Annotated in this window: 18 protein-coding genes; 3 read left to right on the top strand and 15 right to left on the bottom strand. The window is 72.6% G+C overall.

What is annotated here, in order from left to right; genetic code table 11:
- Positions 1-66: 66 nt before the first annotated feature.
- The 9 genes from DMH12_RS07650 to DMH12_RS07610 form a co-directional block, all read right to left on the bottom strand.
- Complete coding sequence (locus DMH12_RS07650; protein ID WP_125490792.1) at positions 67-1,182, bottom strand: pseudouridine synthase; 1,116 nt, start codon at positions 1,180-1,182, stop codon at positions 67-69.
- Positions 1,182-1,835 carry an SMC-Scp complex subunit ScpB gene (gene scpB / locus DMH12_RS07645; RefSeq protein ID WP_125490791.1) on the bottom strand — a complete coding sequence of 218 codons (654 nt, stop codon included), beginning with the start codon at positions 1,833-1,835 and terminating at the stop codon, positions 1,182-1,184. The genes DMH12_RS07650 and scpB overlap by 1 nt, the downstream gene beginning before the upstream one ends.
- The gene (locus DMH12_RS38975) at positions 1,832-3,058 is read right to left on the bottom strand and encodes a ScpA family protein (RefSeq protein ID WP_185832194.1); all 1,227 of its coding nucleotides are present in this window, start codon (positions 3,056-3,058) and stop codon (positions 1,832-1,834) included. The genes scpB and DMH12_RS38975 overlap by 4 nt, the downstream gene beginning before the upstream one ends.
- An 18-nt stretch (positions 3,059-3,076) precedes the next feature.
- Positions 3,077-3,592, bottom strand: coding sequence for a hypothetical protein (locus DMH12_RS07635; protein ID WP_260474138.1), 516 nt, complete (start codon positions 3,590-3,592; stop codon positions 3,077-3,079).
- Between the two features lie 41 nt (positions 3,593-3,633).
- Positions 3,634-4,764, bottom strand: a complete 1,131-nt coding sequence (locus DMH12_RS07630; RefSeq protein ID WP_161328082.1) for a ParA family protein — start codon at positions 4,762-4,764, stop codon at positions 3,634-3,636.
- A gap of 387 nt (positions 4,765-5,151) precedes the next feature.
- Complete coding sequence (ald, locus tag DMH12_RS07625; protein ID WP_125490790.1) at positions 5,152-6,267, bottom strand: alanine dehydrogenase; 1,116 nt, start codon at positions 6,265-6,267, stop codon at positions 5,152-5,154.
- Between the two features lie 142 nt (positions 6,268-6,409).
- The gene (locus DMH12_RS07620) at positions 6,410-8,437 is read right to left on the bottom strand and encodes a tetratricopeptide repeat protein (RefSeq protein ID WP_185832193.1); all 2,028 of its coding nucleotides are present in this window, start codon (positions 8,435-8,437) and stop codon (positions 6,410-6,412) included.
- 175 nt (positions 8,438-8,612) lie between these two features.
- Positions 8,613-9,248 carry an NUDIX hydrolase gene (locus DMH12_RS07615; RefSeq protein WP_125490788.1) on the bottom strand — a complete coding sequence of 212 codons (636 nt, stop codon included), beginning with the start codon at positions 9,246-9,248 and terminating at the stop codon, positions 8,613-8,615.
- An 85-nt stretch (positions 9,249-9,333) separates the two neighbouring features.
- Entirely contained in the window at positions 9,334-10,983 is a 1,650-nt protein-coding gene (locus tag DMH12_RS07610; protein WP_122617435.1) for a CTP synthase, read from the bottom strand.
- Positions 10,984-11,527: 544 nt separating this feature from the next.
- On the opposite strand from DMH12_RS07610, the gene DMH12_RS07605 reads away from it, so the two are divergent.
- Both DMH12_RS07605 and DMH12_RS07600 read left to right on the top strand, forming a co-directional pair.
- Positions 11,528-13,330, top strand: coding sequence for a glycoside hydrolase family 15 protein (locus tag DMH12_RS07605; RefSeq protein WP_125490818.1), 1,803 nt, complete (start codon positions 11,528-11,530; stop codon positions 13,328-13,330).
- A 205-nt stretch (positions 13,331-13,535) separates the two neighbouring features.
- Positions 13,536-15,182, top strand: coding sequence for a PucR family transcriptional regulator (locus tag DMH12_RS07600; RefSeq protein ID WP_125490787.1), 1,647 nt, complete (start codon positions 13,536-13,538; stop codon positions 15,180-15,182).
- A gap of 11 nt (positions 15,183-15,193) precedes the next feature.
- Here the strand turns inward: DMH12_RS07600 and DMH12_RS07595 are convergent, their stop codons facing one another.
- The 6 genes from DMH12_RS07595 to DMH12_RS07570 all read right to left on the bottom strand — a co-directional run bounded on the left by DMH12_RS07595 (position 15,194) and on the right by DMH12_RS07570 (position 22,275).
- Positions 15,194-16,333 (bottom strand): glycosyltransferase family 4 protein, encoded by a 1,140-nt coding sequence (locus DMH12_RS07595; RefSeq protein WP_125490786.1) that lies wholly within the window; start codon positions 16,331-16,333, stop codon positions 15,194-15,196.
- A gap of 195 nt (positions 16,334-16,528) precedes the next feature.
- Positions 16,529-17,287, bottom strand: a complete 759-nt coding sequence (locus DMH12_RS07590) for a hypothetical protein (RefSeq protein WP_125490785.1) — start codon at positions 17,285-17,287, stop codon at positions 16,529-16,531.
- A gap of 33 nt (positions 17,288-17,320) precedes the next feature.
- Positions 17,321-19,039, bottom strand: coding sequence for a DNA repair protein RecN (gene recN / locus DMH12_RS07585; protein WP_125490817.1), 1,719 nt, complete (start codon positions 19,037-19,039; stop codon positions 17,321-17,323).
- 164 nt (positions 19,040-19,203) lie between these two features.
- Positions 19,204-20,109 (bottom strand): NAD kinase, encoded by a 906-nt coding sequence (locus DMH12_RS07580; protein ID WP_125490784.1) that lies wholly within the window; start codon positions 20,107-20,109, stop codon positions 19,204-19,206.
- On the bottom strand, positions 20,106-20,921 hold the full coding sequence (locus tag DMH12_RS07575; RefSeq protein WP_125490783.1) for a hemolysin: 816 nt from the start codon (positions 20,919-20,921) through the stop codon (positions 20,106-20,108). Before DMH12_RS07575 ends, DMH12_RS07580 begins: the two co-directional genes overlap by 4 nt.
- Positions 20,922-20,928: 7 nt before the next feature.
- Positions 20,929-22,275, bottom strand: a complete 1,347-nt coding sequence (locus tag DMH12_RS07570; protein ID WP_125490782.1) for an NAD(P)/FAD-dependent oxidoreductase — start codon at positions 22,273-22,275, stop codon at positions 20,929-20,931.
- A 142-nt stretch (positions 22,276-22,417) separates the two neighbouring features.
- On the opposite strand from DMH12_RS07570, the gene DMH12_RS07565 reads away from it, so the two are divergent.
- Positions 22,418-23,071, top strand: a complete 654-nt coding sequence (locus DMH12_RS07565; RefSeq protein WP_125490781.1) for a MerR family transcriptional regulator — start codon at positions 22,418-22,420, stop codon at positions 23,069-23,071.
- Positions 23,072-23,184 lie beyond the last annotated feature (113 nt).

Here is a 23,184-nt window from a genome sequence, read left to right as displayed (position 1 = left end):
CACCCCCTTTAATAGTCACTAGGACTATAAAGAGAGTGGGCCGGTCGGGACAACCCCGGGGGCCGCCTAGAGCTCGACCTCCGACATCAGCATCCCGACCTCGGTGTTGGACAGCCGCCGCAGCCAGCCCGACTTCTGGTCGCCCAGCGTGATCGGGCCGAAGGCGGTGCGCACCAGCTTGTCGACGGGGAATCCCGCCTCCGCCAGCATCCGGCGGACGATGTGCTTGCGGCCCTCGTGCAGGGTGACCTCGACCAGGTAGTTCTTGCCGGTCTGCTCGACGACCCGGAAGTGGTCCGCGCGCGCGTACCCGTCCTCCAGCTGGATGCCGTCCTTGAGGCGCTTGCCGAGGTCCCGCGGGATGGGGCCGACGATGTGCGCGAGGTAGGTCTTCTTCACGCCGTACCGGGGGTGGGTCAGGCGGTGTGCCAGCTCGCCGTGGTTGGTGAGCAGGATGACACCCTCGGTCTCGGTGTCGAGCCGGCCCACGTGGAAGAGGCGGGTCTCACGGTTGGTGACGTAGTCGCCGAGGCACTGGCGGCCCTCCGGGTCCTCCATGGTGGAGACGACGCCGGCGGGCTTGTTGAGCGAGAAGAACTGGTACGACTGCGTGGCGACGGTCAGGCCGTCGACCTTGACCTCGTCCTTCTCCGGGTCGACGCGGCGGCCCTGCTCCAGCACGATCTCGCCGTTGATCTCGACCCTGGCCTGCTCGATCAGCTCCTCGCAGGCACGCCGGGAGCCGTAGCCCGCGCGCGCGAGGACCTTCTGCAGCCGCTCGCCCTCCTGCTCGGCGCCGGGGAAGGTCTTCGGGAGCTTGACGTCCTTCTTGCCCGCGTACCGCTCGCGGTTGCGCTCCTCGGCCCGCGTCTCGTACTCGCGCGACGTGGCCGGAGCCGAGCGGCCACGCTGCTGTGGCCGCTTGGGGCCGCCCTTGGCGCCGCCGCGGGCCGCGCCGCCGCGCCCGGACTTGGGGCCCTCGGGAGAGGCTCCGGGGCCCACGTCGTACCGGCGCTCCTCCGGGCGGGGCTTCTTCGGCCGGCCGCCCGGCTTGTCGTCGCGGTTGTTACCGGCGCCGCGGTAGTTACCGCGGCCACCACTGCTCCCGCCGCGGCCGCCGCTGTTGCCACCACGGCTCCCGCCGTTGTTTCCGCTGCTGTTCCTGCCGCTGCTGCTTCGCATCAAAGTTCCGTCTTGTCGTCTGCGTCCTCGGAATCCGGGGCGTCCGGATCGAACGACGGGACCCCTTCCAGCGTCTCGGCCTCGATCGCCGCCGCCTCCGGGAGGAAGGGCGCGAGCTCCGGGAGCTCGTCCAGGCCGCGCAGGCCCATCCGCTCCAGGAAGTAGTTCGTCGTCACGTACAGGATCGCACCTGTTTCGGGTTCCGTGCCCGCCTCCTCGACCAGACCCCGCTGCAGGAGGGTGCGCATCACACCGTCGCAGTTCACGCCGCGCACCGCGGAGACGCGGCTGCGGCTGACCGGCTGGCGGTAGGCGACGACGGCGAGGGTCTCCAGCGCGGCCTGGGTGAGGCGGGCGTGCTGGCCGTCCAGGACGAAGCCCTCGACGGCCGCGGCGTACTCGGGGCGGGTGTAGAAGCGCCAGCCGCCGGCGATCAGGCGCAGCTCGAAGCCGCGGCCCTGGACGGTGTACTCGTCGGCCAGCTCCCGCAGGGCGTCCGCGATGCGCCGCCGCGGGCGTTGCAGTATCTTCGCCAGCTGCTCCTCGGTCGCGGGCTCGTCGACGACCATGAGGACGGCCTCGAGCGCGGGCTTGAGGTCGAGGTCGGCGACGCCGTCCGGTGCGCGCACGGCCTCCGTGGTCTGCTCACTCACGCCTTCCGCTCCTCCTCGGTCTTCTCCGGCGGCCGGTCGAACTCGTCGGTCACCACCGGTGCGGCGTCCTCGTCACCGCCGGTCCAGCGCACCAGCAGGTCGCCGAGCGCGGTCTCCTGGTCCAGCTCGACGGCCTTCTCCCGGTACAGCTCCAGCAGGGCCAGGAAGCGGGCCACGACGGTCAGTGTGTCCGCGGTGTCCTGGACCAGCACGCGGAAGCTGGCCTCGCCCAGCTCCCGGAGCCGGGCCACCACGATCTGGGCCTGCTCCTGGACGCTGACCAGGGGCGCGTGGATGTGCTCGACGTAGACCTGCGGCCTGGGCTTGGGCTGCATGGCCTTCACGCCGAGCTTGGCGAAGCCCTCGGGGCCGATGCTGATGACGACCTCGGGCAGCAGCTCGGCGTGGTGGGGTTCCAGGCCCACGGTACGGGGGTAGCGGCGGGCCTCGGACTCCAGCCGCTCGTTGAAGATCTCGGCGATCTGCTTGTACGCGCGGTACTGGAGCAGCCGCGCGAAGAGCAGGTCTCGGGCCTCGAGAAGTGCCAGGTCGGCCTCGTCCTCGACCTCGGCGGCGGGCAGCAGCCGGGCCGCCTTCAGGTCGAGCAGGGTGGCTGCGACCACCAGGAACTCGGTGGTCTCGTCGAGGTCCCAGTCGGACCCCATGGCCCGGATGTGCGCCATGAACTCGTCGGTCACCTTGGACAGCGCGACCTCGGTGACGTCCATCTTGTGCTTGGAGATCAGCTGGAGAAGCAGATCGAACGGCCCCTCGAAGTTGGCGAGCCGAACCTTGAAGACACCATCGGCGTCACCGTCGGCCGGGGCGGGAGCCGAGGCCTCGACGGGCGCGGATTCCGGCGGGACCTCGGAGGGCGCGGCTTCCGGCAGGCGCTCCGGTGCCGGCTCGGCGGCGTCCGCCTCACCGGGCGCCGTGCGGGGCGACGACCCGGTCTCCGGACCCTGCGGGAGGGAGGCGTCGGCCGGGGCGGCCGGGGCGGCAAGCAGAGCCTCGACGGGCGCGGATTCCGGCGGGACCTCGGAGGGCGCGGCTTCCGGCAGGGGCTCCGGCGGCGGCTCGACGGCGACCGGTGCGGGCGCCGCGCGGGGCTGTGCTTCCTCCTCGGAGCCCGCCGGCGGCCCAGAGGCTTCTCCGGGCTCCCGCCCGAGCGCGCGCCGACGGCCGGCGCGGGGGCCGGAGCTGGAGGCGTCGTTCGAGGTCATGGCCCCCGCAGGCTACCGCTACCGCCCGCGCAACCGTCGTACGAGGATGCTGGCGTCCCCACGGGTCTCCAGGTCGGCGAGGACCACGGCGACCGCCTCGCGGACGATGCGGCCCCGGTCGACGGCGAGGCCGTGCTCACCGCGGAGCACCAGGCGGGCGTGCTCCAGATCCATCAGCTCCTCGGCGGAGACGTACACGGTGATCTTCTCGTCGTGGCGCTCACGGCCGCTGGGACGGCGTGCGGCCGCCCTGCCGCCGCGCTTGCGGGGCTGGGCGGTGGCAGAACCTTCCTGCGCGCCTGCGCCCGGCACGGAGGGCCGTGCGGAGCGCTCCGCGCCCCGGCTGCGCGACTCGCCGCCCGAGCCCGGTTCCGCGTCCGCCGCCGCGTGCTCGGCGCCCTCGCCGTCGCCGCCCTGCGCGGGCACCGACTGCGGCGCGTCCTCGGCGGCGGCCTGGTCGCTCTCCCCCGCCGGCGCCGGCACGCGTGCCTCGCCGTTGGCCGGCCGCCGCGGGGTGGACGCCTGGAGCGCCATCCCCCCTGTCGTACGGAAGAGTTCGTCGGCCCCCGGCAGACTCACTCGGCGTGACACCGGGCGAGCACCTCCCTGGCGAGCTGGCGGTAGGCGGCGGCACCGACGGAGTTGGAGGCGTACGTGGTGATCGGCTCACCGGCGACCGTGGTCTCCGGAAAGCGGACGGTGCGCCCGATGACCGTGTGGTAGACGTGGTCGTCGAACGCCTCGACGACACGCGCGAGCACCTCACGGCTGTGCACCGTGCGCGAGTCGTACATCGTGGCGAGGATGCCGTCGAGCTCCAGGTCCGGGTTGAGCCGCTCCTGGACCTTCTCGATCGTCTCGGTCAGCAGGGCCACACCGCGCAGCGCGAAGAACTCGCACTCCAGCGGCACGATCACCTTGTGCGCGGCGGTCAGCGCGTTGACCGTGAGCAGGCCGAGCGAGGGCTGGCAGTCGATCACGATGTAGTCGTAGTCGTCCATCAGCGGCTTCAGCGCGCGCTGCAGCGTGGACTCGCGCGCGACCTCGCTCACCAGCTGCACCTCGGCAGCCGACAGGTCGATGTTGCTGGGCAGCAGGTCCATGTTGGGGACCGCCGTCTTCAGCAGTACCTCGTCGGCCGCCATGCCCCGCTCCATGAGCAGGTTGTAGACGGTGAGGTCCAGCTCCATCGGGTTGACGCCGAGCCCGACCGACAGCGCGCCCTGCGGGTCGAAGTCGACGAGCAGCACCCGGCGTCCGTACTCGGCGAGCGCGGCGCCCAGGTTGATGGTCGACGTGGTCTTGCCCACGCCGCCCTTCTGGTTGCACATCGCGATGATCTTCGCGGGGCCGTGATCGGTCAGCGGGCCCGGGATCGGGAAGTACGGCAGCGGGCGTCCGGTCGGACCGATGCGCTCACGGCGCTGGCGGGCCGCGTCGGGCGCGAGCGTGGCGGCGTACTCGGGATCCGGCTCGTACTCCGCGTCCGGGTCGTAGAAGTGCCCCTCGGGCAGTTCGTCGTAGTCGGCGAAGTGGTTGCGGGGCGCGCCACTTCCGTCGCCGGCCATGGCGTTCACGTGTTGGCCATCCATACTCATGTGTGCTGTCAGAGTTGCCTGCGGACTCTGGTGGGCGGCTTCGAAGGTACGTACGGCGACGGAGCCGACAGCCTCGAGACGCCCCGGGCTGTGGGCCCGTGCAGGCATTCCTGGTTGACCACCCCCGGGAGTAAATGTCGACTCATTCACAAGTCGTCTTACCTCCTTGGTGACCAGGGAACTTCTAGACAGGTCAGCGTGGCACCATGCCGACGTTCGGCGACTCTATGGCGTGTCGGCCGTCCGCAGCAACACAATCCGCCGGACCCGGCCCGATGTGTCGGCAATGAAACATCCCTCTGTCAAGGGCGTACGGCCGTCGCACGGCAGGTTTCACCGGTGCGCGAATCGGTTGAAGCGTTACGTTCGAGGCGAGTTGACCGAGAATCGCAAAGTGACCATACACACACCCGGCCGGACCTTGTCGGGCAAGGTCCGGCCGGGTGTGTGGGGTTGACGGCACTTGTTGACGTATCGCCTTTGCGGGTTGCCGACTTAGCCGAGCAGCGTGCTCGGATCGACGTACTCCAGGCCGTGGGCGTCGGCGACCTCGCGGTAAACGACCTTGCCGTCATGCGTGTTGAGACCCCGGGCCAGCGCGGGGTCGCGGCGCAGCGCCTCGACCCAGCCGCGGTTGGCCAGCTCCACGATGTACGGCAGCGTGGCGTTGGTGAGGGCGTTGGTTGAGGTGTTGGACACCGCGCCCGGCATGTTGGCCACGCAGTAGAAGACCGAGTTGTGGACCGGGAAGGTCGGCTCGGCGTGCGTGGTGGGGCGCGAGTCCTCGAAGCAGCCGCCCTGGTCGATCGCGATGTCGACAAGAACACTTCCGGGCTTCATCCGGGAGACCAGCTCGTTGGTGACCAGCTTCGGGGCCTTGGCGCCCGGGATGAGCACCGCGCCGATGACCAGGTCCGCGTCGAGGACGGCCTTCTCCAGTTCGAAGGAGTTGGACATGACGGCCTTGACCTTGGTGCCGAAGATCCTGTCGGCCTCGCGCAGCTTGTTGATGTCGCGGTCGAGCAGGGTCACGTCGAAGCCCATGCCGACGGCGATCTGGGTGGCGTTCCAGCCGGAGACGCCACCGCCGATGACGACGGCCTTGGCCGGGGTCACGCCGGGCACGCCGCCCGGCAGCACACCGCGGCCGCCGTTGGAGGCCATCAGGTGGTAGGCGCCGACCTGCGGGGCCAGCCGGCCCGCGACCTCGGACATCGGGGCCAGCAGCGGCAGGGCGCGGCTGGGCAGCTCGACCGTCTCGTAGGCGATCGCGGTGGTGCCGGACTCGACGAGGGCGTCCGTGCACTCCTTGGACGCGGCCAGGTGCAGGTAGGTGAAGAGCGTCTGGTCCTTGCGGAGGCGGTGGTACTCCTCCGCGATCGGCTCCTTGACCTTCAGCACCAGGTCGGCGGCGGCCCAGACCTCGTCGGCGGTGTCCAGGATCCGGGCACCGGCGGCGACGTACTCGGCGTCCGGGATCGAGGAGCCGACGCCGGCCTCGCGCTCGATGACCACCTGGTGGCCGTGGCGCACCAGCTCGTGCACGCCGGCGGGGGTGATGGCCACCCGGAACTCGTTGTTCTTGACCTCGCGGGGGATGCCGACCTTCACGGGGATCACGGTCCTTGGCTCAGAGAATGGGCTATTACAAGACATACCCGCTCAAGCGCGGGCACACCTGGAGAGACCGCAGGAGAACGTGCGGCAGAGCCAGTCTAATGAAGGTGTTCCAGCTGTCCAGCCTTTCAAAGCATCAATCTTCAGACGATGCGCTACGGATTTCGCAGGTGTCTTCGGAATCTTCCTTCAACATGTGGTCCGCGGTGCTCCGCTCCAGGCCCGCCGCGACGGGGTCGCCGAGCCGGTCGAGGGTGTCGGCGAGCCGCAGGTGCAGGGCGGCCTGGAGCCGGACGTCCTCGGCCCGGCGGGCCCACTCGACGGCCTCCTGGCAGGTGCGCAGCGACTCCTCGGGCCGTCCGGCATACTCCTGGACCCGGGCCAGCTCCGACAGCGCCCGCGCCTGCGCGGCCACGTCCCCGCCCTTGCGGTACCCGGCGACGGCCGCGCGCCAGGAGCGCACCGCCTCGCCGTAGCGGCCCGCGTAGGTGTGGGCGGTGGCGATGCGGCCGTAGATCCGGGCGGCGTCGGCGCGCTCGTCGCGGGCCAGCCGCTGGGCCAGGGCCCGGCCGAACCAGTCGGCGGCCCGGTCGTAGTCCCCGAGCTCCAGGTGGGCACCGCCCACGGATTCCATCGCGCGGCCGGTGGCGTACGGGTCGTTCGCCTCGCGTCCGGCGTCCAGGGCGGCCCGGTAGCGCACCAGGGCCTCGGCGGTACGGCCGGTGCGGGCGTCGAGGTCGGCCAGGTTCAGCAGGGCAGCGGCCTTCTCCCGGGGCAGTTCGCGGCGCTCCGCGACGTCGAGCACGAGGCGGTGGATGCCGTACAGGTCGGGGGCCGCGGCCTGGGTGCCGAAGTGCGCCACCATGGCCCGGACCAGCTGGGACATGAGCCGGCGGGCCAGGGTGTCCAGTTCCCCGTCGGCGACCGCGAGGCGGGCCGAGGCGAGCAGAGCCGGGCGCCGGGCGCGCAGCCAGTCGGCGGCCGCCCTCGGGGTGGGGAAACGCAGGTCGGGCGGCATGCCCACGAGCTTCTCGCGGGCCTGCGGACTGTCCGTCTCGGTGACCGCCCGGCAGGACTGGAGCAGCCGCACCGTCCGCTCCAGCATCCGGGCGCGGGCCAGCTGCAGCTCGGCCGGCCGGTCCTGGGTCTCGGCGAGGCGGGTCAGCCGGGCGTGCAGGCAGGCGGGAACCTCGTACCCGGGCGGTGCGGAGCCGACCGCGCGCAGCAGGCCGAGGCCGACGAAGTCGTCGAGGGTGGTGCGGGCGCCGTTCACCGAGCACCCGGCGAGCGCGGAGGCGGTGTGCGGGTCGACCAGGCCGGCCGGGGCGAGGGAGAGCAGGCGCAGCATCCGGGCGGCGGCGCCGGGCAGTGAGGCGTAGACGAGGCGGAAGACGCGGCTGAGCGCGGTGCCCTCGTCGCCCTCCGCGTGCACGTGTCTTGCCAGGTCGGCGACGGCCGCCTGGGGCCGGGCCGCGAGCCAGCCGCCGGCCAGGGTGAGCGCGGCGGGCTGGGCCTGGCAGACCTCGACCAGTTGTTCGGCGGCCCGGGGATCGACGGTGATGCGGACCGAGCCGGTGTACCAGGACAGCAGTTCCATGGCCGACTTGGTGTCGAGGCCGCCCAGCGTGCACGGGCGGACGTCGCTGATGCCGGTGAGCGGCCCCTCGGCGACCACCACGGCCAGGCAGTCCGGGGCGTCGGGCAGCAGGGCGTCGACCTGCTCGGCGTCGGCGGCGTCGTCGAGCAGCAGCAGGACCCGGCGGTCGGCCAGGGCGGTGCGCAGCGCCTCGGTCAGGTCGTCCTCGCCGGCGCCGGGCGGGGTGGGACGGTCCAGGTCGGTGAGGAGTTCGCGGGCGATGCGCGCGACCGGCACGCGCGTGCCGTCCGGTTCGCTCAGCCGGGCCCGCAGCACGCCGTCGGGGTAGTCGTCCGCGACCTGGGCGGCCAGTTCCCCGGCGAGCGCGGTGCGGCCCGAACCGGGGCGGCCGGCGATGAGCAGCACGCGCGCGCGAGGGGCCTTGCGTCCGGAGAGGGTGTCCAGGCCCGCGCGCTCGATGTCGGCGCGCAGCTCCTTCAACTCCCGGTTGCGGCCCAGGAACCGACTCTCCTCGACAGGGTCTTCCGACAGCCGCTCGCCGTCCGTGTCCACCGCCTGATCCGTCACGGGCCACACTCCCGATCCCACCGCACCGGCGCCCGCCGGAACCCCGGTTCGGGCGTTTCCAGAGCCTAGTTCACGCTCTGCGACGTTCCCGGCGGAGCGCGGCGGGCAGGTCCCTCGATCGGATCAACAGATGGTCACACCGGTAGGGGACGCCAGGTGGCCCGGCGTCGGCGGATCAGGCCTCGAAGGGGCGGGCCGGCCACGGCGCCCCGGCCGGGCGGAGCGCGTCGAGTCCGTCGCCCCGCTCCGCGGCGATCAGCGAGAGCACTCCCACGACCAGGCAGTTGTTGTGCAGGTCGCCCGCGAGCACACCGCGCACCAGGTCCGCGACCGGCACCCGGGCCAGCTCCATGTCGGCCTCTTCGTCCTCGACCGCGAAGCGCTCGCCCTCGGCCTCGGAGAGGTTCCGGGCGAGGAAGATCCGCACGGCCTCGTCGCAGCCGCCGGGGGTGGTGTAGACGTCGGCCAGCACCCGCCAGTCCTCGGCCTTGACGTGCGCCTCCTCGTACAGCTCGCGCTGGGCGGCGTGCAGCGGGTTCTCGCCGGGGACGTCGAGGAGTCCGGCGGGGATCTCCCACAGCTTCTCGCGCACGGGGTGCCGGTACTGCCGGATGACCAGCACCCTGCCCTCGCCGTCCAGCGCGAGGACGGCGACGGAGCCCGGGTGGACCTGGTAGTCGCGGGTCACCACGGAGCCGTCGGGCATGACCACGTCGTCCGTGCGGACGGAGGTCTTCTTCCCCCTGAAGGGCGTCCCGGTGCCCCGGACCTCCCACTCCTCGGGGGTGTCCTTGATCGTGCTGCCCGTCATGCCTGACCTGCCCTTTCAGACGTACGCGAAAGCCGGGGCCCGCGCCGTTGAGTGCGCGTGCCCCGGCCACCGTACAACTGGTGTGCTACTTCGACGTCTTCCGCTCGACCGCGGCCTTGACCAGCCCGGCGAAGAGCGGGTGCGGGCGGGTCGGGCGCGAGCGCAGCTCCGGGTGCGCCTGCGTGGCGACCAGGTACGGGTGGACGTCGCGCGGGTACTCGACGTACTCGACGAGCTTGCCGTCCGGGGAGGTGCCCGAGAAGACGATGCCGGCCTTCTTCTCCAGCTCCGCGCGGTAGGCGTTGTTCACCTCGTAGCGGTGACGGTGCCGCTCCTCGACGTACTCCTTGCCGTCGTAGACCTCGCGCACGATGGAGCCCTCGGCCAGCTTCGCCGGGTACATGCCGAGCCGCATGGTGCCGCCCATGTCGCCCTCGCCGGCCACGATGTCCAGCTGCTCGGCCATGGTGGAGATGACCGGGTGGCCGGTGGCCGGGTCGAACTCGGTGGAGTTGGCGTCCGCGATGCCGGCCAGGTTGCGCGCCGCCTCGACCACGATGCACTGCAGGCCCAGGCAGAGGCCGAGCAGCGGGATCCGGTTCTCGCGGGCGTACTGGATGGCGCCGACCTTGCCGAGCACACCGCGGTCGCCGAAGCCGCCCGGGATGCAGATCGCGTCGACGTCGCCGAGCTGCGCCGCAGCGCCCGCCGCGGTCTTGCAGTCGTCGGACGTGACCCACTTGATCTTCACCCGGGCCTTGTTGGCGAAGCCGCCGGCGCGCAGCGCCTCGGTGACCGAGAGGTAGGCGTCGGGCAGGTCGATGTACTTGCCGACCAGGGCCATGGTGATCTCGTGGTCGGGCTTGTGGACGCGGTCGAGCAGGTCGTCCCAGGTCGTCCAGTCCACGTCGCGGAACGGCAGGTCCAGCTTGCGGACGACGTACGCGTCCAGACCCTCGGTGTGGACGACCTTCGGGATGTCGTAGATCGAGCGGGCGTCGGGGCAGGCCACCACGGCGGCCTCGTCGACGTCGCACATCAGGGAGATCTTGCGCTTGATCGCGGTCGGGACCTCGCGGTCGCAGCGGAGCACGATCGCGTCCGGCTGGATACCGATGTTGCGCAGCGCCGCGACCGAGTGCTGGGTCGGCTTGGTCTTCAGCTCACCCGAAGGGCCGATGTAGGGCAGGAGCGAGATGTGGACCACGAACACGTTGTCCCGGCCGACCTCGTGCCGGACCTGGCGGACGGTCTCCAGGAACGGCAGCGACTCGATGTCGCCGACGGTGCCGCCGACCTCGGTGATCACGACGTCGACCTCGTCCGTCGCCATGCGGCGGATGCGGTGCTTGATCTCGTTGGTGATGTGCGGAATGACCTGGACCGTGTCGCCCAGGTACTCGCCGCGCCGCTCCTTGGCGATCACCGTGTTGTAGACCTGGCCGGTGGTGACGTTGGCGGAGCCGTCGAGGTCGCGGTCGAGGAAGCGCTCGTAGTGGCCGATGTCCAGGTCGGTCTCGGCGCCGTCGTTGGTGACGAACACCTCACCGTGCTGGAAGGGGTTCATCGTGCCCGGGTCGACGTTCAGGTACGGGTCGAGCTTCTGCATCACGACGCGCAGACCCCGGGCCTTGAGCAGCATGCCGAGGCTGGAGGCGGTCAGCCCCTTGCCGAGCGAGGAGGCGACACCCCCGGTGACGAAGATGTGCTTGGTCGTCGAAGATTTGGGCGGCATGGCCAAGAGGGGGCTCCCGTGGTCGCGGTCTGGGGTGCGGTGCGCTCGCCCTCCGCCCCCGTCTTCCGGGGGTGTCGGCGGCGGCGCCGTCGCTGCGGTTCCGGGGTTTTTCTCCCACCGGTCCACGGGCTACCAGCGTATCAGCGCCTCGGGGCGGCGGCTTCCGGCCACCCTCCGCGCACACCCGGACACGCAGGTGGAGGCGTCACACTTTCCTCACCCGGTGGTCACCCGTTCGGCGGACCCGGGTTGCCCGGAGCGGCACACAGATCATCTACGTGCGTCGTATCCTGCTCGGACGTTCGCTGCCGAGCCGGCCCCGGCGACGCGGCACCACCCCTCGCCCGTCACCGCCGGAACAACGAGAGCTCGTCAGTTGGTTGAGCGACAATTGTCGTTTGCGGCTCAGCGTTTGGCTTGGCGGCCGGACGACTGCTTTGCTTCATGGCTCAACGACGCATGACATACACCCTGACCCCACCCTTGACCGCACTAGCGACCGCCCCCATCGCGGGGTGACGTGGCCGTTCGACTGGAGTTGCACGTGGCCGGGCGCATCGAAGACTACGCACTCATCGGAGACATGCAGACCGCAGCACTGGTCTGCCGGGACGGCACAGTCGACTGGCTGTGCCTGCCCCGCTTCGACTCGCATGCCATCTTCGCCGGTCTGCTGGGCACCGGGGAACACGGCTTCTGGCGGATGGGGCCGGCCTACGCCCCCGGCGCCGAGCCACCGACCGCCGCCCGGCGGACCTACCGCGGCGACTCGCTGATCCTGGAGTCCGAGTGGGACACCGGCCGGGGCACCGTCCGGGTGACCGATTTCATGCCGCCGCGCGACGGCGCGCCGCAGCTGATCCGGATCGTGGAGGGCGTCTCCGGCCGGGTACCGATGCGCTCGGAGCTGCGGATGCGGTTCAGCTACGGCCGGGTGGTCCCCTGGGTGCACAAGCACGAGGGCCGCACGGTGGCCGTCGCCGGGCCCGACTCGGTGTGGTTCGACACGGATGTCGAGACCTACGGCAAGGCGCTCACCACGTACGCGGACTTCACCGTCGCTCCGGGTGACCGGATCGCGTTCACCATCTCGTGGGAGCCCTCGCACAAGGAGCCGCCGCCGCTGCCCGAGCCCGAGCAGTCCCTGGAGGCCACCGAGGACTTCTGGCGCGACTGGGTCGATCACTGTACGTACCACGGTCCCTACCGGGAGGCCGTGGTCCGCTCCCTGATCACGCTGAAGGCCCTGACGTACGCCCCCACCGGCGGCATCGTCGCCGCGCCCACCACCTCCCTTCCGGAGGAGATCGGTGGCGTCCGCAACTGGGACTACCGCTACACCTGGCTGCGGGACGCGGCGATCACCCTGTCCTCACTGCTGCGCACCGGCTACCGCGAGGAGGCCCGCGCGTGGCGCGAGTGGCTGCTGCGCGCGGTCGCGGGCGACCCGGAGAACCTCCAGATCATGTACGGCATCGCCGGTGAGCGGGAGCTGGGCGAGGCGGAGCTGGACTGGCTGCCGGGGTACGAGAACTCCACCCCCGTGCGGGTCGGCAACGGCGCGGCGCACCAGCTCCAGCTGGACGTCTACGGCGAGGTCACCGAGGCCCTGCACCTGGCCCACATGACCGGCCTGGCCCGCAACGACTACGCGTCGGTGCTCCAGCTGAAGCTGATCCGCTACCTGGAGGACCACTGGCAGGAGCCGGACGAGGGCATCTGGGAGGTGCGCGGCCCGCGCCGCCACTTCGTGCACTCCAAGGTGATGGCCTGGGTCGCCGTCGACCGCACGATCAAGCTGATCGAGTCCGGCGACGCGGACGGCCCGCTGGAGCGCTGGAAGCAGTTGCGCGACGACATCCACCGGGACGTCTGCGAGAAGGGCTACGACAAGGAACGCAACACGTTCACGCAGTCCTACGGCTCCCGGGAGCTGGACGCCTCGCTGCTGCTGATCCCGCAGATGGGCTTCCTGCCGCCGGACGACAAGCGGGTGATCGGCACCATCGAGGCCATCCAGCGTGAGCTGTCCACGTCGGACGGGTTCATCCTGCGCTACCCGACGGACGGCAAGGACGAGGGCGTCGACGGCCTCCCGGGCGACGAGGGCGCCTTCCTCGCCTGCTCGTTCTGGATGGCGGACGACCTGGCGATGATCGGCCGCGTGGACGAGGCCCGCAAGCTCTTCGAGAAGCTGCTCTCCCTGCGCAACGACCTCGGTCTGCTGGCCGAGGAGTGGGACCCGCGCCTGCAACGCCAGGTCGGCAACTTCCCCCAGGCCTTCAGCCACGTGCCCCTGATCGACACGGCACTGCGGCTGACGGCGAGCGGGGCGTACGGGGGCTAGCGGGGCGTACGGGCTGACGGGTCCCACCGAGACCGACGACGACGCCGGCGCGCGTCCTTCGCCGGCGGGGGAACCGTCGTCCTCGCGCGCGGCGGCCACCGCGGTGGCCTTCATGCCCGGTGCCCTGCCCGGCCGCCCCGCCGCCAACCGGGTGTCCCCGGTCCGCGGATGTCCCGGGGGTGCCCCGGCGGGTAGCGTCCGGGACATGGACAGCGGCAGGAACAGCGGATTCGACACCCAGGGCGCCGGTATCACCGTGCAGCGGGCACTGGAGCTGCCCGGGCTGCGCAGCGGCCTGCCGGAGATCCTGGCGGGCGCCGACCGGCTGCACCGCACCGTGCGCTGGGTGCACGCCGGCGAGGTGCCGAACATCGCCTCGCTCCTCAAGGGCGGCGAGCTGCTGCTGACCACGGGGTACGGCCTGGGCACCCGCCCCGCCGAGCAGCGGGCGTTCGTCCGCACGCTGGCCGAGCGCGGCATCGCGGCCCTCGTCGTCGAACTGGGCCCGCGTTTCGCCCGGCTGCCCGCGGCCCTCGTCGACACCGCCCGGACGGCCGGGCTGCCGCTGGTCCAGCTGCACCGCGAGGTGCCGTTCGTGACGGTCACCGAGGAGATCCACACCGAGATCGTCAACGGCCACTACGCGCTGCTGCAGCGGGCCGAGGAGGTGCACAGCCGGTGCACCCGGGCCCTGCTGGGCGGCGGCGGAGTCCCCCAGGTGCTGGGCATCCTGGCCGGCTTCGGCGACAACCCGGTCTTCCTGGAGACCACCGACGGCCGCCTGCTGTACGCAGCCGGTTCCGGGCCGGAGGGCGCCGACCCGCTCCAGGTGTGGGAGGGACTGCGCGGCCCGCACAAGGACGCACCGCCCCCGGCCGGCTCGGTCCTGGTGGACGTGCCCGGCGGCGGGCCCGGCGCCGGGTCGGTGCGGGCGCGGCTGGTGCTGCTGCCGGTGCGCGCGCCGCTGGCGCCGGTGCACCGGATGGCGGCGGAGCGGGCGGCGGGCAGCCTCGCCGTGGTGCTGATGCAGGCGCGGCAGGAGGAGGAGCTGGCGGCGCGCGGGCGCGGCGACTTCCTCAGCGACCTCGCCGAGGGCCGGGTCACGGCGGAGGACGCCCCGGCCCAGGCGCGCGTCCTGGGCTTCAAGCCGGGCGACGGTCCGATGCTCCCGGTGGTGATGCGGCTCGGCGACGCCCTGTCCCCGGCCGGCGGCGGCTGGGCGGTGCTGGCCCGCGCCGTCGCCGAGGAGCTGGCATCGGTCGGGGTGCCGGTGCTGCTGGGCGTACGGCCGGTGGAGGGCCGGGTGCCGCTGCTTCTGGGGTTGCGTTCGGAGTCCGAGCGGGCGGCGGTCGCGGACCGGGTCGCGGCGGCGCTGCGGGCGGGTGTGGAGCGGGCCGGGATGCAGCGGCCGGGGGCGCAGCCGCCCGTCGTGGTCGTCGGGGTGGCCGGCGGCTGGGCGGCGGCGTCGGCGAGCCTGCGGCACGCGGCGGAGACGGCGACGGCGGCGCAGGGGCTGACCGACCGGCCCTGGTACGACGCGCGGCGCCTCGACATCGACCTGCTGCTGTGGCGGCTGCGCGACCATCCGGACCTCGCGGCCTTCGTGGACCGGGCGATCGGCCCGCTGCGCGACCACGACGACCGCTCGAAGCCGCCCCTGCTACCCACGCTCCAGACGTACCTGGCGCACGCCGGCCGCAAGGCGGAGACCGCGCGCGAACTCCACCTCAACCGGCAGACGCTCTACAACCGGCTGGCGCGGATCGGGGAGTTGCTGGGCACGGACCTCGACGACCCGCAGACGGTACTGGCCCTGAGCCTGGCCCTGCGTGCCCGCCGGCACGTGCCCTAGGTCGACAGGGCCTAGAGCAGCGGGGTGGGCTGGGTCAGCTCGTCGTAGACGCTGAGGACCTGGGCGACGGTCTCGTCCTCGGTGGGCCAGGTGGCCGCCTGCCTCACGCCCCGCGCCCGGAGTTCGTCCCGCCGGCCGGGGTCGCCGAGGAGGCGGACCACGGCGTCGGCGAGCCCTTGCGCATCGCCGGCCGGGACGAGTTCGGCGGCGTCGCCGACGAGTTCGGGGATGCCGCCCGCCTCGGCGGCGACGAGCGGCACGCACGCGTGGAGCGCCTCCTGGGCGAGCACGGAGCGTCCGGTCTCCCGGCGGGCCGGCAGCAGCGCGAGGTCGGCGGCCGCCAGCAGGTCCGGGACGTCGTCGCGGCGGCCGGCGAGCAGCACCGGCAGCCCTTCGCTCTCGATCCGTCCCTGCAGCTCCGCGCGCAGCGGCCCCTCCCCCGCGACGACGACCAGCGGTGCGGGATCCAGACGGCGCCACACCCGCGCGGCGTCGAGCAGGAGGTCGTACCCCCGGTGCCGCTCCAGGGAACCGACCGCGACCAGCAAGGGGCGTTCCACCGCGCCGAGTTCGGCCCTCAGCTTCGGGCGCAGCCGGTCGGGGTCCTCGGGCCCGGCCGGGTTTTCCGGGCGGACGGGGAGCGCCACGGGGCCGAGCCGGGCGTCGCGCGCGCCGGTCCGCCGGGCCCCGTCGACCAGCTCGGAGGTGGTGCCGAGGACGACGGTGGCCGCCTTCATCACCCGCCGTTCCAGCGCCCGCAGCAGGTGGGCGCGCGCGCCCTCGGCGTAGGCGCGGTCGTGCCAGGTGACGACGAGCGGCGTACGCACCCGTCGCCCGCCCAGGGCCAGCACCGCGCGGAAGGAGGCGTGCAGTCCGTGCGCGTGCACCAGGTCGGCGTCCGCGCACACCGCCCGCAACGCGGCCACCGAGACGGGATCGCTGCTGCGCGGCACGTGCACGTGCTCGGCTCCGGTGCCCGTGAAGTCGTAGGTGCACTCCGCATCGGAGGGGGCGCACACGGTGACTTTCACGCCCCTGGCGACGAGCCCCGCGGCCAGTGAACGCACGTGCGCGCTGCTGCCGGCGTTGCCGCCGCCCAGCACCTGCACGGTGCGCAGCGGCGACTGGCCGTGCGGTGAGGGGCTGCTCACGGGGTCACCTGGCCGGGTCTCCTGGTTCGGCGGGGGTGGGACACGAAGAACGTACAGAACGATGGTGCGGAGGGTGTGCGCCGCGCGTCGGACCGCGCGTCACTCCGTCAAGGATGCCAGGCCGTACGGGTGTTCCGGGAACGACGGCCGCCGCGGGCGGTCGACCACCGGGGCAACGGAACGGCACCGGTTCACTCACACGAGTGAACCGCGCGAGCGGGCGGCCACCTCACCGCCGACCGCCGCGGCCACGAGCGCGACCGCGTGCGCGGCGACCATGGCCCGCCCGCCCGCGGCCACCACCGCGATCCCGAGGGCCGCGCCCAGCGCGTGTGCTCCCGTGTCCCCGAGCATGGTGCGCTCGGCGACGTCGTCGGGCAGCACGGCCGCCGCCGCTCCCATCGCGACGGCCGCCGTCTGCGCCCCGGGGCCCGCGCGCAGCAGCCCCGGCGCCCCGAGCGCGAGGACCGCCGCACCGGCCCGCCCCGGCCGTACGTCCAGAAGGTTGACGAAGTGCGCTGCCCCGGCGATGACGACGCCGGCCAGCAGCCGGTCCAGGGGCCGTTCCCTCAGCACCGCCCCCGCGGCGAGCGCCGCCCCGGAGACGCCGAACAGCTTGACCGCCCCTGTGGTGACCTCGCCGTCCCGCAACGCCGACAGATGCGCCCGGAACCCGCGCCGGGCGTCGCCCGCGCCCGCAATGTCGTCGTAGGCCCCGCAGGCACCCGCCGCGAGCACGGCGAGCCCGGCGGCGGGCCGCACCCTCGCCGTGCCGACCGCCGCCGCCAGGGCGCAGGCGGGCCCGGCGTACAGACCCACCGTCCGGCCCGCATGGTTCACGCGCTCCCAGCGCTCCCGGCCGCCCGGCGCCACGGCGCGCAGCGCGGTCAGGCCGGTCCGGGCGAGACCGGCGGCGAGGGCGAAGGAGGCGGTGCGGCCACTGCGGTTGATCATCCGGACACCCTACGGGCGTCCGGAACCCTGCCTCTACGCGTCCGAACGAGCCGTCTCGAGCAGTTCCTCCGCGTGTGCCCGTGCCGTCTCCGAGTCCTCCTGGCCGGCCAGCATCCGGGAGAGTTCACGGATCCGCTCCTCGCCTTCCAGGACCTTCACGCCGGAGCGGGTCACGGACCCGTCGTTCGTCTTCTCCACCAGCAGCTGCCGGTCGGCGAACGCGGCCACCTGCGGCAGATGGGTGACGACCACGACCTGCGCGCTCTTCGCCAGCCGCGCGAGCCGCCGGCCGATCTCCACCGCCGCCTTGCCGCCGACACCGGCGTCGACCTCGTCGAAGAGGTAGGTCGGCACCGGGTCCGTGCCCGCGAACACGACCTCCACGGCAAGCATCACGCGCGACAGCTCACCCCCGGACGCGCCCTTGGCGATCGGCCGCGGCGGCGCCCCCGGGTGCGGGGCGAGCAGCAGCTCGACCTCGTCGGCACCCGACGGCCCGTACGCGACCGCACGTCCGCCGACCTCGACGCCCTCCGGGTCCTCGGTCTGCCGGATCTCGAAGGACACGCGCGCGTGGGGCATGGCGAGCGAGGCCAGCTCGGCGGTCACCGCGGCGGCGAACCGCTCGGCGGCCTCCGTCCGCGCGTCCGACAGCGCCTGCGCCAGACCGCTCAGTTCCGACCGCAGCGCGTCCCGTTCGGCGGTCAGTTCACCGATCCGCTCGTCGTCGCCGTCCAGCTCGGTCAGCCGCGCGGCACTCTGCTCGGACCATGCGAGCACGGAGGCGACGTCCTCGCCGTACTTCCGGGTCAGCGCGGTGAGCGCGGCCCGCCGCTCCTCGACCGCGGCCAGCCGCAGCGGATCGGCGTCCAGGTCGTCCGCGTACCCCGCCAGTTCACCGGCCACGTCCCGCAGCAGGATGCCGACCTCGGCGATCCGCTCGGCGAGCGCGCCCAGCGCCGGGTCGTGCGACCGTACGGCGTCCAGGGCCCGCTGCGCGCCCGCGACGAGGGTCGCCGCGTCGACGCCCTCGGGGTCCTCGGGGTTGCCGGCCAGGGCCGCGTGGGCGGCCGTGGCGGCCGACGCGAGCGCCTCGGCGTGTCCCAGCCGCTCGGCCTCCTCCGCCAGCTCGACGTCCTCACCGGCCCGCGGTTCGACGGCGGCGACCTCGTCGAGGCCGTAGCGCAGCAGGTCCGCCTCCTGGGCGCGCTCACGCGCGCGGGTGGTGATCTCGTCCAGTTCGGTGGCGACGGCCCGCAGCCTCCGGTAGGCCCCGGCGTACTTGTCGAGGGGCCCGGCGACCGCGTCGCCCGCGTACCGGTCGAGCGCCTGCCGTTGCCGGGACAGTTTGAGCAGCCCCTGCTGGTCGGTCTGCCCGTGCACGGCCACCAGTTCGTCGGCCAGCTCGGCGAGCATCCCCACGGGCACGGACCGCCCGCCCAGATGCGCCCGCGAGCGCCCCTCGGCGGAGACGGTACGGCTGATCAGCAGCGCCCCGTCGTCCAGCTCGGCCCCTGCCTCCTCGGCCCGGACGGCGGCAGCGGCACCCCCGGGCACGGCGATCCGTCCCTCGACGACCGCGCTCTTCGCCCCGATCCGCACCAGCGCGGCGTCCGCGCGTCCGCCCAGCAGCAGCCCGAGGCTGGTGACCACCATGGTCTTACCGGCACCCGTCTCACCGGTGACAGCGGTGAACCCGGGCGACAACTCGACCACGGCGTCGTCGATGACTCCGAGCGACCGTATCCGCATCTCCTCAAGCACGGACACGACCTTACGAGGTCGAGGGCGGGGAACGCACACAGGCCGCTCATGTGACGCCGGGCAGGGTGTGCCGCTCAGGGGCGCGGGGAACTGCGCGGCCAGCCACGGACGACCCGCGGCCGGGGCACAACAGATCCACCCCTTCGAGACCGCTAGTGCGGCGCCCCGCGCCACCCGGACACGGGCAACGCGAACTTCGCCACCAGCCGGTCGGTGAACGACGCATGGTGCAGCCGGGCCAGCCGCACCGGCACCGCCCCCCGCCGAACCTCCACCCGTGCCCCCGGCGGCAGCTCCACCGTCCGCCGCCCGTCACACCACAACACCCCCGGCGGGATGTGCGGCAGCACCTCCACCGCGAGCACGGAGTCCGGCGAGGTCACCAGCGGCTTCGCGAACAGCGCGTGCGCACTGATCGGCACCATCAGCAGCGCCTCCACCTCGGGCCACACCACCGGCCCGCCGGCGGAGAAGGCGTACGCCGTCGACCCCGTCGGCGTCGACAGCACGATGCCGTCGCAGCCGAACCCGGTCACCGGCCGCCCGTCGATCTCCAGCACGACTTCCAGCAGCTTCTCGGCGCCGGCCTTCTGCACGGCCGCCTCGTTCAGCGCCCAGTCGGTGTGCACGATGTCGCCGTTGCGGTGCACGACGACGTCGACCGTCATCCGCTCCTCGACCTCGTAGGCCCGGCTCACCACCCGGTCGACGACCTTGTCGAGGTCGTCCCGCTCGGCCTCGGCGAGGAAGCCGACCCGCCCGAGGTTGACCCCGAGCATCGGCACGCCGGAGGCGCGGGCGAACTCGGCGCCGCGCAGCAGCGTGCCGTCGCCGCCGAGGACGATCAGCAGCTCACACCCGTCGAGGCACTGCGGAGTGGCCTCGCCGACCAGCTGCACCTCGCCCGGCAGCGGCAGGTCCCGCGCCTCCGCCTCCAGGACCCGTACGCCGATCCCGGCCCGCAGCAGCCCCCTGACCACCAGCTCCGCGCTGCGGATGGCGGCGGGACGCCCGGTGTGGGCGAGCAGGAAAACAGTACGAGCTCGGTTCTGTGTCAACGCGGCCCCTCCGCCACTGCACGGTCAACGTCGGCCGGGTCCAGTGCGCCGGCCCCGGCCCGCAGCCACAGAAAGTACTCGACGTTCCCGGAGGGACCCGGCAGCGGACTGGCGGTGACCCCCTTCACACCGAGCCCCAGTTCCCAGGCCTTGTGGGCGACTCCCCGCACGGCCTCGGCCCGCAGCTGCGCACTGCGTACCACTCCCCCGCTGCCCAGCCGCTCCTTGCCCACCTCGAACTGCGGCTTCACCATCATCACCAGGTCGGCGTCCGGCCGGGTGCACCGCGCCAGGGCGGGCAGCACCAGTCCGAGCGGGATGAAGGACAGATCCCCCACGACAAGATCCACGGGCTCCCCATCGATCGCTTCGAGCGTCAACTCGCGTACGTTCGTACGGTCCTTGACGGTGACGCGTTCATCCTGCCGGAGGCTCCAGGCGAGTTGTCCGTATCCCACGTCCACGGCGACGACGTGCGCGGCGCCCGCCCGCAGCAGTACGTCGGTGAAGCCGCCGGTGGAGGCGCCGGCGTCCAGCGCCCGGCGTCCCTCGACGGCGAGGCCCCGCGGCCCGAACGCCGCGAGGGCGCCGGCGAGCTTGTGGCCGCCGCGCGAGACGTAGTCGGGATCGCCGTCGTCGTCGCTGACCACGATCGCGGCGGCCGTCTCCACCTGCGTGGCGGGCTTGGTCGCGACGGTCTTGCCGACGGAGACCCGCCCGGCGGCGATCAGCTGGCTGGCGTGCTCGCGCGAGCGCGCCAGTCTGCGGCGGACCAGCTCCGCGTCGAGACGGCGGCGTGCGACTCCTGCCACGTTCGGTTCAGCTCCTGCGGTCGTACGGTGATGGCGACGGGGGCGCCGGGGGTCCCTGGGGTCCCGGGCGGGCGTCGAGCGCGGTGCGGCCGCCGAGGACGTCGATCTGGCGCAGGTAGTCGGCCATGTAGTTCAGCTGGGACTCGATCATCAGGATCATGGACGAGTTCCCCAGGCCGGTGTTGGGCCCGATGACCGTCATGAAGTTGGGGAAGCCCGCCGCCGAGGCACCGCGCAGCGCCTCCATGCCGCCCTTCCAGGTCTCGGCGAGGGTCCGCCCGTCCGCGCCCACGACCCGCTCGGCGATGGGCAAGTCGGTCACGTGGAAGCCGGTGCCGAAGATGATCACGTCGGCCTCGGCCTCGGTGCCGTCGGCGCCGACGAGGGTGGACCCGCGCACCTCGCTGAGTCCGGCGGCGACCACGTCGACGTTGGGCTGGGCGAGCGCCGGGTAGTAGCTGCTCGACAGCAGGATCCGCTTGCAGCCGATGCGGTAGTCGGGGGTCAGCTTGGCGCGCAGCTCCGGGTCCTTGATCGCGGCGCCCATGTTGCGCTTGGCGATCTTCTCGATGAAGCCCAGCTCGTCGGGGTGCTTGGTGAAGGCCTGCACCTGGAGTTCCCGGATGCCCCACAGCAGCCCGCGCCGCACCTTGGTGGTGGCGGGCACCGCCCGGTGCAGGGCGCGCTCGGCGCCGCTGATCGCCCGGTCCATGCGGGGCATCACCCAGGCCGGGGTGCGCTGGAAGAGGGTGAGGCGGCCGGCCTTCGGCTGGACGGCCGGCACGATCTGGATGGCGGAGGCGCCGGTGCCGATCATGGCGACGCGCTTGCCGGTGAGGTCGTGGTCGTGGTCCCAGCGGGCGGAGTGGAAGACCTTGCCCGGGAAGGAGTCGAGACCCGGGATGTCCGGGACCTTGGGGTCGGACAGCGGCCCGGTCGCGGACACGACGACGTCGGCGGTGAGGTTCCCGCTCGCCGTCTCGATCTCCCACCGCAGCTGCTCGGTGTCCCACGCCATCCGCTTCACCTCCGAGTCGAAGCGGAGGTGGGGACGGAGCCCGAAGGTGTCGGTGACGTGCTCCAGGTAGGCGCGGATGTGCTCCTGCCCGGAGAAGGTGCGCGGCCACTCGGGGTTGGGCGCGAAGGAGAAGGAGTACAGGTGGGACGGTACGTCGCAGGCGCAGCCGGGATAACTGTTGTCGCGCCAGGTCCCCCCGACGCTCCCCGCCCGCTCCAGCACGACGAAGTCCGTGATCCCTTCGCGCCGCAGCCGCACGGCGGCCCCGAGCCCGCCGAAGCCGGACCCGATCACCGCCACCCGTACGTGTTCCTGAACCTGCTCGTGCTCGGCCATCCCGGAGCCTCCACGCTTAGCCTGGACCATCTGGAACCATGCCAGTGAACACTGGCGCAATGGGAGCGTAGAACAGCTCCGTACTGATGGGTAGGGGTCGCGCGAAGGAAAGTTACCGGCGGTACGACTTAAGGTCGGTGACGTGACCGAGAAGCGTGAATACCGCATGGAGGAACTGGCCGGGCTGGCCGGCATCACGGTGCGCACCCTGCGCTTCTACCGCGAACGCAAACTGATCCCGCCACCCCGCCGCGAGGGCCGCATAGCCTGGTACGACGACCACCACCTCGCCCGCCTGCGCACCATCGCGGCACTCCTGGAACGCGGCCACACCCTGAACGGCATCGCGGAACTCGCCGACGCCTTCGACCACGGCCGCGACGTCGGCGACCTCCTCGGCCTCGGCGAGCCCACCGAGGAGACCCCGGTCCGCCTGACCCCCGAGGAACTCGCCGCCCGCTTCGAGGGCGAGGTCACCCCCGAGAACCTGGCCGCCGCGATGGACCTCGGCTACCTGGGCGCCGACGGCGACGAACTCGTCCACATCAGCCACAGCCTGCTGGAGGTCTCCTCGGCCCTGGTCCGCGAGGGCATCCCGCTCGCCGAGGTCCTCCAGGCCGGCGCCCGCGTCCGCGAACACGCCGACGCCCTCGCCGAACTCTTCACCGCCCTGATCCTCCGCCACGCCCCCGAACAGGACCTCCACCGCCTGCGCCCCCTGGCCCGCAGCGTGGTGGAGGCGGAACTCTCCCTGGCCCTGGACCGACGGACCCGGAAGCGGGCGGGACCTTCCTGACCCGTTCACCCCATCGGGCTACTTATCAGGAAACCGGTAACGCAAGTCAGTTCCCGCTCCGACAGTGAGATCGAAAGGCCCCGGCGGCTGTGCGACCAGCCCCGGGGTACGGC

The sequence above is a fragment of the Streptomyces sp. WAC 04229 genome, assembly GCF_003947455.1.
Lineage (GTDB): Bacteria > Actinomycetota > Actinomycetes > Streptomycetales > Streptomycetaceae > Streptomyces.
Note: the sequence above shows the minus strand (reverse complement) of the source record. Positions and strands in the feature narration are given on the sequence as shown.